This window comes from Roseomonas sp. TAS13, assembly GCF_001950415.1.
Lineage (GTDB): Bacteria > Pseudomonadota > Alphaproteobacteria > Acetobacterales > Acetobacteraceae > Roseomonas > Roseomonas mucosa.
The window spans coordinates 1-11,799 of sequence record NZ_BDLP01000123.1; the positions used below are offsets into that span (position 1 = coordinate 1).

The following is an 11,799-nucleotide window of genomic DNA, read 5'->3' on the forward strand; positions in this document are numbered from 1 at the left end:
GCCTTCCGGCCGGGCCTTTGCCGATCACCTTGCGCCACGGCGGCATAGTGGCACGGAAGCCGGGTGCGGCCTATCGCACCCGTTCCACGCCCGGCGCGGCGGCGACGTGTTTTCGCGCATGGCGCGCATGAACGATTCGCAACCGTGGCCGGGCAGGGCGCGTTCCAGCGGGCATCGGAGAACCCCAGTCCCGGAGAGAAGAACGATGCGTAAGAACCTCCTCGGCATGACCGCCGTGGCCGCGATGCTGGCCCTGCCGGTGATGGCGCAGAACACCTCCACGCCGCGCGATGGCACGCCGGGCAATCCTTCCTCCACCGCCACGCAGCGGGCAGCGGATTCCGCGACCGGCAGCCACACCCCCGCCGACGGCACGCCCGGCAATCCGCCCGGCACGGCCCTGGGCCGCGCGACGGACCGCGCGCTGGGCACGAACATGACCGGTGCCTATCCGCAGAACAGCGATGGCACGGCCAACAACCCGCCCGGCACCGCGGCCGGCCGCGCCGCTGACCGCGCGACCAGCGACACGGGCAACAATGCCGCCCGCAGCGGCACCATGGGCATGACCCATGCCGCCCAGTCCGACCGGGCGAGCAAGGTGATCGGTGCCAATGTCTACAACGACCGCAACGAGACCATCGGGTCGGTGGATGACCTGCTGATCGGCAACGGGGGGGCGCCGACGGCGATCCTGTCCGTGGGTGGCTTCCTGGGCATCGGTGCCAAGCTGGTCAGCGTTCCCTTCGACCAGCTGCGCTGGAGCGGCGAGAACGATCGCTGGGTGCTGAACGGCGTGACCAAGGAGAGCCTGACCGCCCTGCCGTCCTTCAGCTACGACGCCACCCGCAATCGCGGCTGAGCCGTGATCCTGGCCGGGGCCGCTCCTCGCGGGCGGTGCCGGCGACGGATGCTTCGAACGGCCCGGATGCCCTCGCATCCGGGCCGTTTCCCTGTTCGCCCGTCCGGCCTTCTTTCCTCATGCCGCCCTGGCATCTCTGCGTGGAACCCTCCTCCGTGAGCAACGTTGCGGTCATGTCCCCCGTTCGGGGGCAAGAACAGATCAGGAGTTCCTCAGGGATGATCCATCGCCCGATGCTACGCGGCCTCATCGCCTTCACCGCACTGGCTGGACTGGCGGCCTGCGATCATGGGCCCGGCAACCGGGGCAACCCGCCTGGGACCGCGGCCGAACGGGCGCTGGACCGTGCCGCGGGAACGAACACCTCGGGTGCCTATCCGGCGCAGTCCGACGGCACGCGCGTGAACCCGCCGGGCACGGCGGCGGAACGGACGCTGGACCGCGCCGCGGGGACCGATGTCTCAGGCGCCTATCCGCGCCAGCGTGACTGCACGGCCAACAACCCGCCGGGCACCGCGGTCAGCCGCGCGCTCAACACCACCGATCCGAACGACTGCCGCCGCTGAGAAGCTGCGGGTCCCGGGGCCATGCCTCCGGGACAGCGAAGGGGAGCTGGCATGCCGGCACCCCCTTTTCATGCCCTGTAGGGGTGGGGAGCGAATTTTTCGCGGCCACCGGCCGGTCCACGCTTTGACCGTCTTTTGCCTTTGCGGCATGGTCTTGACTCCCCGTCCGGCTGCGGCCGTCGCACCGGGCCGGGAGTCGATTTCTGGATGAACCGACACGTGATCCCCGCCTTGATGCCGACCTACAACCGCGCCGACCTCGCTTTCGAGCGGGGCGAGGGCGCTTGGCTGTGGACGGCGGACGGGCGACGATTCCTCGATTTCGGCGCCGGCATCGCCACCACCAGCCTCGGTCACGCGCATCCGCACCTCACGGCCGCCATCGCCGAGCAGGTCGGCAAGGTGATGCACGTCTCCAACCTCTACCGCGTGCCGCAGGCCGAGCGCCTGGCACAGCGGCTGGTGGAGAGTTCCTTCGCCGACAGCGTCTTCTTCTGCAATTCGGGCGCCGAGGCGAACGAGGGCATGATCAAGGCGGTGCGCAAGCACTATGCCGAGACCGGGCGCCCCGAGCGTTTCCGCATGATCTGCTTCGAGGGCGCCTTCCACGGCCGCACCCTGGCCACGCTCTCGGCCACGGGCAACCCGAAATACCTGGCAGGCTTCGGCCCGCCGGTGGAGGGCTTCGACCACGTCCCCTTCGGCAACATGAACGCCGTGCGCGACGCCATCGGGCCGAACACCGCCGGCATCATGATCGAGCCGATCCAGGGCGAGGGCGGCGTTCGCCCCGCCGACCTGCGCTTCCTGCGCGAGCTGCGCGCCGTTTGCGACGAATACGGCCTGCTGCTGGCGCTGGACGAGGTGCAGACGGGCATGGGCCGCTCCGGCAAGCTCTGGGCGCACCAGTGGGCCGGGATCGAGCCGGACGTGATGTCCTCGGCCAAGGGCATCGGCGGCGGCTTTCCGCTCGGCGCCGTGCTGGCGCGGGAGCATGTGGCCAAGTACCTCGTGCCCGGCACTCATGGCACGACCTATGGCGGCAACCCGCTGGCCTGCACCGCCGGCAATGCCGTGCTGGACGTGATCCTCGAACCGGGCTTCCTGGACGGGGTGGACCGCGTGGCGCGCCATCTCTGGCGTGGGCTGCAGGACCTCGCCGCGCGGCACCCGCGCGTGGCGATCGGCGTGCAGGGCGCCGGGCTGCTGATGGGCCTGCGGCTGCGCGAGGACCTCTCCAACACCGCCATGCAGGCCATGGCGGTGGAGGAAGGCCTCCTCACCGTCGCGGCCGGGATGAACGTGCTGCGCCTGGCGCCGCCGCTGATCATCACCGAGGCCGAGGCCGACGAGGCGCTGCGCCGCCTCGACCGCGCCGCGGCCCGCATGGAGCCGGCCCGGGACAGGGCAGCAGCCCAATGAGTGCCGCGCTCAAGTCCGTGCCGGGATCGGCAATGTCATCGGCATCCGGGCTGGTGCCGGGGGAGGGGAAACCCTCCCTCCGGCATTTCCTGGATCTCTCGGATCATGATTCCCCGACGCTGCGGCACATGCTGGATCTCGGCATGCGCTGCAAGCGCGGCGAGATGGCGGACAGGCCGCTGGCCGGCAAGACCGTTGCGCTGATCTTCGAGAAGCCTTCCACCCGCACCCGCGTTTCCTTCGAGGTCGGCATCCGTCAGCTCGGCGGCGACGTGGTGGTGCTGAGCGGAAAGGACAGCCAGCTCGGACGCGGCGAAAGCCCGGCCGACACGGCCCGCGTCCTGTCCCGATACGTGGATGCCATCATGCTCCGCACGGATTCCGCCGGGAAGCTGTGCGAACTGGTGGAGCACGCCACGGTGCCGGTGATCAACGGCCTCACCGACCTGTCGCATCCCTGCCAGATCATGGCGGATGTGATGACCTTCGAGGAGCATCGCGGCCCCATCGCGGGTCAGGTCGTGGCCTGGACCGGCGACGGCAACAACGTCGCCCGTTCCTTCATCCAGGCCGCGGCGCGCTTCGACTTCACGCTGCGCGTCGCCACGCCGCCGGAGCTCTCGCCCCCGGCGCAACTGGTGGACTGGGCCCGGGCCGAGGGTGCGCGGATCGAGGTGACGGACGATGCCGTGGCTGCCGTGCGCGGCGCGCGTTGCGTGGTGACGGATACCTGGGTCAGCATGTCGGACGAGGAGGACGGCACCGCCGCCCGCCGCCAGAACCTGCTGGCGCCCTACCAGCTCAACACCCAGTTGCTGCGCCACGCGGCGCCGGATGCGATCGTCATGCACTGCCTGCCGGCCCATCGTGGCGAGGAGATCACCGACGAGGTGATCGACGGCCCGCAATCCGTGGTCTTCGATGAGGCCGAGAACCGGTTGCATGCCCAGAAGGGCGTGCTGCTCTGGGCCCTGGGCGCCGGCTGAGAAGCGGGGAGGGCGCCGTCTGGCGCCCCCCCCCGCGAACGCTCTACCGCCCCACCGTGGGCATCCGCGCCACCGCATCCGGATCGATCACCGGGGCCGGGGGCGCCGTCTCGACGGGTGTCGGCGGCGCGGGCGGCTGCGAGAAGGCGGAGGCATTGGTCTGCTGGCTGACCGGCAGCATGCTCGATTGCGGCCGCCGCATGCAGCCCCGGATAATGGGCTCGCAGATGCCGTCCTCGCCGATCCCGCGGTCGGTGTCGCCGCTGTAGAAAAGGGCGGCGACCTTGTTGTCCACCAGCCGGAAATTGGCCGTGCAGTTCCAGCCGCTGCCGTTGATCGTGTAGCCGCCGCCGATGATCGGCAGCGTCACCTCGATGCCGCCCGAGGATGGGTTCCTGAGGATGTAGCTGAAGATCTGCGTGCGCGCGTCGATCTTGCTGGTCTTGTCAGGCACCCCCGCGCAGGACTGCAGATCGGCCGAGGTCATGCCCACCATGTTGATCTGCGCCTGATGCGCCGTGTCGGCGGCCTCATAGCCGCAGCTCGCGAGGGCCAGCAGGCTGGAGAGGATGAGGGGATGCCGCATGGATGCTCCTGTCCGGGTCGCATCATTGAACGCATGCTGCGTTGCGGCGAAAGGCCGGGGGCGGCTCCCTCACGGCTTTCTGAGGCTGCCGGCAGCGTAACGGTCCTGCCGGATCCGCTGGGAACGGTCACCACTGATGCCGGGAAGGGGGGGTGGAGCGGGCGATGGGAATCGAACCCACGACATTCAGCTTGGGAAGCTGACGTTCTACCTCTGAACTACGCCCGCAGCCGAGGTGCGGGCTCTTCTACCCCGGCCACGCGAGACCGGCAAGAGACCCCGCACATGCCCCACGGAGGTCACATCTCCGCCCAGCGCCGCAGGAGGTTGTGGTAGCTCGCCGTCATAGCCAGCACGCCGGGGTGGTCGTCGGGCAGGGAGCGGCGGAGCTCGATGATCCCCATGTCCAGGTCATAGAGATGGGCGCGCTGGCCATCGTCCTTGACCATGGACTGGCTCCAGAAGAAGCAGCCCCAGCGCGAGCCCCGGGTGATCTCCGTCACGCTGTGCAGGCTGGTGGCCGGATAGACCACCATGTCGCCCGCCGGCAGCTTCACGCGCTGTTCGCCATAGGTGTCCCGCACCACCAGCTCGCCCCCTTCATATTCCTCCGGCGGGGTCAGGAAGATGGTGGAGGAGACGTCGGTGCGGATGCGCATCCCCGCCCCGGGCACGAGGCGCACGGAATTGTCCACATGCGCGCCGAAGGTCATGCCGACATCGTACCGGTTGAACATCGGCGGATAGACCCGCAGCGGCAGGGCGGCGGTGGAGAAGAGCTGGTTCCGGCCCAGCGCCCGCAGGACCAGGTCGCCCAGTTCCCGCGCCACCGGGGAACCTTCCGGGATCTGCAGGTTCTTCTTCACCAGGGCCGACTGCGCCCCGGCGGTGGTCCGCCCATCCTCCCAGGCCGCGTCTTCCAGCCTCTGGCGGGCATAGGCGACCTCCTCGGGCGTCAGGACATGGGGAATGCGCACGAGCATCGGAGATCCACTCCATCCTTGGCGAAGGGGCCGCCGGGAAGGCAGTCCCCGTGAAGGCAGTCCCCGGAAAGGGCGCCGAAACGGGCGGGGAGGCGTCCGCGATACGGCCCCGGCATCTCGCGGGCGCCTCCTCTCTCCCGGCATTCCGGGGCCGCCGGCAGGGCTTGCCGGCGGGCCGCGTCAGAAATTCGCCGCCAGTGACACCAGCACGGTGCGGCCCGCGGACGGGATCACGCGCCCCGAGAACAGGGAGTCGTAGTTCAGCGCATTGCCGAGGTTATAGCCATTCACGGACAGCGTGAGCTGTTCGGCCAGCTTGTGCGACACCATGGCATCGAAGCTCAGGTTCGACGGCACCTTCGCCGAGTTGGCGGCATTCAGATAGACCGAGCTGCGATAGAACATGCCGCCGCCGAGGGTGATGTTGTAGGGCGTCTGCGGTGCGATCTCATAGGTCGTCCACAGCGAGGCCGCGTGCTTGGGCACGTACTGGACGCGGTTGCCCACATTGGCGGCCGTCGTGGACCGCGTGGTCTCGCTGTCGAGATAGGTGTAGTTGGCGTTGACGTTCCATGCCGGGGTGATGCGGCCGGTGACGCCCGCCTCGGCACCCTGCACCCGCTGCCGGTCGCTGGTGGAGTACACGGTGCCGTCTTCCAGCGGCGTGGTGGCGTTCTTCTTGTTGATCCGGAACAGCGAGGCATAGAGGCCGAGCCGGTTGTCGAACACGCCGACCTTGGCGCCGACCTCGAAGTTCTGGTTGCGCTCGGGCTCGACGTTCGGGTTCACCGTGAAAGGAACGGTGGTGAAGTTGGCGCCCGGCGGCGTGGTCGAGGTCGAATAGGAGAAGTAGTAGGTCTGCGCCGGCGTCGGTTCGAAGACCAGGCTGGCGGTGGGATCGACGAAGTCCTCGGTGGTGCTGATATCGGTGGTCGGCGCCGCGCCGCGGTTACCCGCCGTGTAGTCCAGGTTGTAGTGCGTGTAGCGGAAGCCGCCGATCACCGAGAGTTCCGGGATCAGCCAGACCCGGTCGCGCATGAACAGGCCGAGATTGGTCGTGTCCGTGTTGCGCAGGGCGCTGCCGGTGGTGAAGCCGAGGCTGTAGTCGTTGTCCGGGTTCCGGATGCCGGGGAGCAGCCTTGTGCCCACCGTCGTGAGCCCGGTGCGGTCCGTGCTCTCGTGGGCGATGTCCACGCCCGCCGTCAACTCGTGGCGCAGCATCCATGTGTCGAACCTGGCATTCGCGGTGGCGATGTTCTGGATGCCCCAGGTGTCCTGCGTATAGGCGCCGATGCCGCCGCCATAGCCGACATTCGGGTTCCTGCCGGCCAGGAACTGTCCCGAGCAGCTGTTGTTGAAGGCCGTGAGCGTGGCGCCGGTGCCGCATGTGACGGGGCTGTAGGCGAAGTCGCGCTTGACCCAGGAGGTGCGGAAGCTGTCGTTCAGGGTCAGCCAGTCGTTCACGCGGTGCTGCAGGGTGGCGGTGAGACGGTTCACCTCGACCTTGTCGCGGTCGCCCTGGTTGCCGTACCAGTTGCGGCGGCGGAGGCCGTACTCCGTGGCCGGGCGGCCGATGCCGCCAAAGGGCGTGACAACCGGAACGCCACTCTCGGTGGCCTGATCGTATTCGTAGTGCAGGTACTCCAACGTGGCGGTGGTATCCGTGCCCAGACCGAAGGCGACGGAGGGCGCGATGCCCCAGCGCCGCTGATCCTGCCCGTCCCGATCCACGGTATGGCTGCTCTGGCCCATCATGTTGAGGCGGACGGCGCTGCTCTCGCCCACCTGCACGTTCACGTCGGCCGTGGCGCGCGCGAAGGGACCCATGCCGCCCGTCGCCACGCCGCCGTAGCTGTTGCCCAGGTGTGGCATGCGGCTCACCTGGTTCACGCCGCCGCCCACCGTGCCGGCGCCGCCCAGGGCGAAGCCGGAGGGGCCCTTCAGCACCTGCACCTCCTCGGTGGTGAAGGCATCGCGCACATAGGTGCCGAAGTCGCGCAGGCCATCCGAGAACAGGTCGTTCTGGGCGTTGAAGCCACGGATGCGGAACTGGTCGCCCGCCACGCCGCCATTGCCTTCACCCGCCGAGGCGGTGATCCCGGGAACGTTGCGCAGCGCCTGCTCCAGCGTGGTGACGTTCTGCTGGCGCAGGACCTCCTGCGGTACGACATTGATGGTCTGCGGCGTATCCTGGATCGTGTCCGGCAGGCGATCGATGCCGGTGCGGCCGCGAAGCGTGTTGGGCGGCGCCGCCCCTTCCACGTTCACCTGCGGGATGACCAGCGGCGAAGGGCTGAAGGCCGGGGCCTGGCTCTGGGCCGGCGCGCCTTCCGCCGTCGGGCTGGCGGTTTGCGCCTGGGCCACGGCCGAGACGGAAACGGCAAGCCCGGCCACCAGCGCGCCCTGCGTCATCAGGTCGCGCACTCCACTGCGAGTTACCACGTAGCAAATTCCCCGGATGATATTGCGAGTAGTTATCAATATCGGATTCGTGAAAGGTTACAAGCGGGCAACTCAGCGAAACGGGGCGGACCATTCCCGCTCCGCGAGCCCGGAATGCATTTCCTGACCGGTGTGGCTTCCCTGCGGCTCCTCGCCACAGCGCGGAGGGTTCCCATGCGGCGGGGATCTGCTCTAGAAGCGCCCTGTACCCGGAAGGGTGCCCTCGCGATTTGTCCGGCCAGCTTGCGGCGAGGTAAAAGAAGCGCGCTAAACGGCCGTGGCGCCGTTTCCGCGGCGCCCGACCGGGCCGGCTTCGTCCGCAGGGAACCCGGTTGATGGCCAAGCCCCTTTCCGACAAGCCGCTCCGCCCCGCCACGCTGCTCGTGCGCGGCGGCCAGGCCCGCAGCAATTTCGACGAGACCTCGGAGGCGCTCTTCCTCACCTCCGGCTTCGTCTACGACAGCGCCGAGCATGCCGAGGCCGCCTTCACCGGCGCCGCGCCGCACTACCAGTATTCCCGCTTCGGCAACCCGACCGTGACGGCGCTGGAAGCCCGGCTGGCGGCGCTGGAAGGGGCGGAGGCCTGTCGCGTCGTGGCCACCGGCATGGCCGCCGTCTCCTCGGCGATGCTCAGCCACCTCAAGACCGGCGACCGCGTGGTGGCCTCTCGCGCCCTGTTCGGCTCCTGCCACTGGATCGTGTCCACCCTGCTGCCGCGCTACGGCATCCGCACGGAATTCGTGGAGGGCAGCGATCTCGCCGCCTGGCGCGAGGCCCTGGCGACGCCGGCCGACCTGGTGCTGCTGGAGACCCCCTCCAACCCGATGCTGGACGTGGTGGACCTGCGCGCCGTGGCCGATCTCGCCCATGCCGCGGGGGCGCTGGTGGTGGTGGACAACGTCTTCGCCACGCCGCTGCTGCAGCGCCCGCTGGAATTCGGCGCCGACGTGGTCGTCTATTCCACCACGAAGCACTTCGACGGCCAGGGCCGCACGCTGGGCGGCGCCGTGCTCGGCCGGCAGAAGTGGATCGAGGAGGTGCTGCAGCCCTTCACCCGCAACACCGGCCCGGCGCTGTCCCCCTTCAACGCCTGGGTGATCCTGAAGGGGCTGGAAACGCTGCACCTCCGCATGCCGGCGATGTGCCAGTCCGCCGAGGCCGTGGCGCGGTTCCTGGAGGGGCGGACGGAGGTCTCCCGCACCCGCTATCCGACCCTGGAATCGCATCCGCAGCGGGAACTCGCGATGCGCCAGATGTCGGCGGGCGGCACGATGGTCACCTTCGACCTGGCCGGCGGGCGCGAGGCCGCCTTCGCCTTCATGAACGCCCTGGGGGTCGTGGACATCTCCAACAACCTGGGCGACTCGAAGAGCCTGATCACCCATCCCGCGACGACCACCCATATGCGGATCGGCGCCGAGGAGCGGGCCAAGCTCGGCATCGGCGACGGCACGGTGCGCCTGTCGATCGGGCTGGAGGACCGGCAGGACCTGATCGAGGACCTGGAAACCGCCCTGGCCGCCACCCGCCGCTGAGGCCGCCGCCCCGCCATCCGCCAGGAGGCGGGCAGCCATCCCGTGGCCGCAGCGCCGCCCTTCGCAAAGAGGGGCGGGGCCGCACCTCGCAGGCGGAACGGGCAGCGCCTATCTAGGCGCGGTGAAAGACGTCACCGAACCCTCCGCCACGCCCGACTTCCTCAACCATGACCGGCCGCCCGTGCCGGACCTGGTCGTGCCGCGCGGCGTGCAGCCCTTCCACCTCGCCAACCGGCCCGTGCGCGGCCGGCTGGTGCGGCTCGGCCCACTGGCCGAGGCCCTGATCTCCCGCCATGCCTATGCGCCGGACGTGGCCCGGCTGCTCGGCCAGTCCCTGGCGCTTACCGCCGGCCTCGCCGCGGCGCTGAAGTTCCGGGGTTCCTTTTCCCTCCAGGCCAAGGGTGACGGGCCGGTCGGCATGCTGCTGGCCGACTGCACCGACACCGGCAGCCTGCGCGGCTATGCCCGGATCAGCGAGGGGGCGGAGGGCATGCCCAGGGATATACCCAGGGATATACCCACGGGCGAGGCCGCGGCGCTGCTGGGCAAGGGCTACCTGGCCTTCACCTGCGACCAGGGCCAGGACATGGACCGCTACCAGGGCATCGTCGCCATCGAGGGCGACACGCTCTCGGCGATGACCGACCGCTATTTCGAGACCTCCGAGCAGCTCCGCGCCTGGGTGCGCCTCGCCGCCGCGAGGACCGCTTCCGGCTGGCGCGCCTCCGCCCTGATCATGGAGCGCGTGGCGGGGGAGGGCGGCATCGGCGCACTGGACGAGGAGGAGCAGGAGGAGGCCTGGCGCACGGCGACCATCCTGGCCGGGACGCTGAAGGACGAGGAGCTCCTGGACGATTCCCTGCCGCCGGAGCGCCTGCTGCACCGCCTCTTCCACGAGGAGGACCTGGTGACCGACCGCGCCCGCTCGCTGTCCTATGGCTGCCGCTGCTCGCGGGCGCGACTCGCCTCGGTGCTGCAGTCCTTTCCGGGCGACGACCTCGACCACATGGCCGAGGACGGGCAGATCGCCATGACCTGCGAGTTCTGCAACGTCGAGTTCCGCTTCGATCGCGCGGACGTACGCTCTGGTGCGGGGCGGGCCTGATCGGCTACCCCTCTCGCCCCATCGCCTCTTCTGCCCCTCCACGGAGCTGCGAATCCGCATGATCCGCCGACGCCAAGCCCTCCTGCTGCCGCTGCCGCTCCTGGCGGCCGCCTGTTCCGGGGGGGAGGCGCCGGTGACGCGCCTGCGCCGGCCCGAAGGCTATGCCTGGCTGACCCCGCTGCGCCTGAACGTCGCCGGGCTCGACTTCCCGCCGCCGCAGCCGGGCGCGGTGATCCGCGCCGACCCGCCGGCGCCGCTGGTGCCGGCCACGGAGGTCGAGCGCATGGGGCGTGACCGCCTGTCCGCCGCCGGCACCACGGGACGGGCCGCCTTCACCGTGGAGACCGCGACCCTGACGCGCAGCCGCCAGTCGGGCGGGATGTTCACCGATGCCAGCGAGCGACTCGACTGCGTGCTGCGCTGCCGGCTCACCATCCTCGGCGCGGACGGGCAGCAGCTCGCCTTCGCGGAGGCCGAGGCGCGACGGGGCGCGGTGATGAACCTGGGTGGCGGCAACACCGCCGCCGGCAATGCGGAGGATGTGGTCGGCAAGGCGATGGACGACCTGAACGTGGAGTTCGAGGTCCAGGTCCGCCGGAACCTGCGGGACTGGGTGCAGGAGACCACGCCGGTCGTTCCCACCCCCGCGCCGGGAAGTATCGAGCGCGAAGAGCTTCCGCCAAGCTGAGAACAACCGCAGGATGGTGCTCCTGGAAGGCCCGGGACCGGAGCCTGGGCGGGCGTGACGCCGCCGCAGGCCAACCGGCGGCCGGACCATCAGCCGGAGGAGTACCAGCATGGGAATCATCACCACATCCAACCCCGAGGGCGTGCACGAGCCCCACGCGGCCTATTCCCACGCGGTCCTCGTCCAGGGCGCCAGCAGGCGGCTCGTGGTCAGCGGCCAGGCGGGCGTGACCCCCGACGGCCGGATCGCCGCCCATGCGGACGAGCAGATCGGGCAGGTCTTCCGCAACCTCGACACCATCCTGAAGGCGCATGGCATGACCCCGGCGAATGTCGTGCGGCTGACCGCCTACCTGGTGCAGCGCATCCATATCGGCCCCTGGCGCCGGCGGCGGGACCAATGGCTGAACGGCCACCAGCCCGCCGCGACGCTGCTGCTGGTGGACGGCTTCGCCGACCCGCGCTTCGTGGCAGAGGTGGAGCTGGAGGCGGTAGCGTGAGAATCGGCCCGCAACCCTTGCGGCGCCTCTTCCGGCACCGCGCGGCTTGCGGCGCCGGGCTGATCCTGCTCGCCCTGGCCGGCTGCGGTGCCACCCCGGCGCCGGAGCTTCCCAACTCCGTGCCC

General features: G+C 69.9%; 11 protein-coding genes, 1 tRNA gene and 1 riboswitch. Of the genes, 8 read left to right on the forward strand and 4 right to left on the reverse strand.

The window, feature by feature from the left end:
• The first annotated feature begins 205 nt into the window (after positions 1-205).
• From ROTAS13_RS27135 to argF, 4 genes are all read left to right on the forward strand, one after another.
• Positions 206-862, forward strand: coding sequence for a PRC-barrel domain-containing protein (locus tag ROTAS13_RS27135; RefSeq protein WP_058389594.1), 657 nt, complete (start codon positions 206-208; stop codon positions 860-862).
• A 218-nt stretch (positions 863-1,080) separates the two neighbouring features.
• The gene (locus ROTAS13_RS11480; RefSeq protein ID WP_019461044.1) at positions 1,081-1,428 is read left to right on the forward strand and encodes a hypothetical protein; all 348 of its coding nucleotides are present in this window, start codon (positions 1,081-1,083) and stop codon (positions 1,426-1,428) included.
• Positions 1,429-1,647: 219 nt separating this feature from the next.
• On the forward strand, positions 1,648-2,850 hold the full coding sequence (locus ROTAS13_RS11485; protein WP_058389595.1) for an aspartate aminotransferase family protein: 1,203 nt from the start codon (positions 1,648-1,650) through the stop codon (positions 2,848-2,850).
• Between the two features lie 32 nt (positions 2,851-2,882).
• Positions 2,883-3,836: an ornithine carbamoyltransferase gene (gene argF / locus ROTAS13_RS11490; RefSeq protein WP_075822404.1), complete on the forward strand. Its 954-nt coding sequence runs from the start codon at positions 2,883-2,885 to the stop codon at positions 3,834-3,836.
• A gap of 43 nt (positions 3,837-3,879) precedes the next feature.
• Here the strand turns inward: argF and ROTAS13_RS11495 are convergent, their stop codons facing one another.
• The 4 genes from ROTAS13_RS11495 to ROTAS13_RS11510 all read right to left on the reverse strand — a co-directional run bounded on the left by ROTAS13_RS11495 (position 3,880) and on the right by ROTAS13_RS11510 (position 7,847).
• Positions 3,880-4,422: a hypothetical protein gene (locus ROTAS13_RS11495; RefSeq protein ID WP_019461047.1), complete on the reverse strand. Its 543-nt coding sequence runs from the start codon at positions 4,420-4,422 to the stop codon at positions 3,880-3,882.
• 153 nt (positions 4,423-4,575) lie between these two features.
• Positions 4,576-4,650, reverse strand: a tRNA-Gly gene (locus ROTAS13_RS11500).
• A 71-nt stretch (positions 4,651-4,721) separates the two neighbouring features.
• Positions 4,722-5,405, reverse strand: coding sequence for a Fe2+-dependent dioxygenase (locus ROTAS13_RS11505; RefSeq protein ID WP_058389596.1), 684 nt, complete (start codon positions 5,403-5,405; stop codon positions 4,722-4,724).
• Between the two features lie 180 nt (positions 5,406-5,585).
• Positions 5,586-7,847, reverse strand: coding sequence for a TonB-dependent siderophore receptor (locus ROTAS13_RS11510; RefSeq protein WP_252571153.1), 2,262 nt, complete (start codon positions 7,845-7,847; stop codon positions 5,586-5,588).
• 212 nt (positions 7,848-8,059) lie between these two features.
• A riboswitch (SAM riboswitch) is annotated at positions 8,060-8,138 on the forward strand.
• 44 nt (positions 8,139-8,182) lie between these two features.
• Between ROTAS13_RS11510 and metZ the strand changes: the two genes are divergently transcribed.
• The 4 genes from metZ (at position 8,183) to ROTAS13_RS11530 (ending at position 11,674) form a co-directional block, all read left to right on the forward strand.
• Entirely contained in the window at positions 8,183-9,382 is a 1,200-nt protein-coding gene (gene metZ / locus ROTAS13_RS11515) for an O-succinylhomoserine sulfhydrylase (protein WP_058389598.1), read from the forward strand.
• A 121-nt stretch (positions 9,383-9,503) separates the two neighbouring features.
• Positions 9,504-10,487 carry an Hsp33 family molecular chaperone HslO gene (locus ROTAS13_RS11520; RefSeq protein ID WP_058389599.1) on the forward strand — a complete coding sequence of 328 codons (984 nt, stop codon included), beginning with the start codon at positions 9,504-9,506 and terminating at the stop codon, positions 10,485-10,487.
• A gap of 58 nt (positions 10,488-10,545) precedes the next feature.
• A complete protein-coding gene (locus ROTAS13_RS11525) occupies positions 10,546-11,175 on the forward strand; it encodes a hypothetical protein (protein WP_019461052.1) in 630 nt (209 codons plus the stop codon).
• Positions 11,176-11,284: 109 nt separating this feature from the next.
• On the forward strand, positions 11,285-11,674 hold the full coding sequence (locus ROTAS13_RS11530) for a RidA family protein (protein WP_019461053.1): 390 nt from the start codon (positions 11,285-11,287) through the stop codon (positions 11,672-11,674).
• The last annotated feature ends 125 nt before the right edge of the window (positions 11,675-11,799 follow it).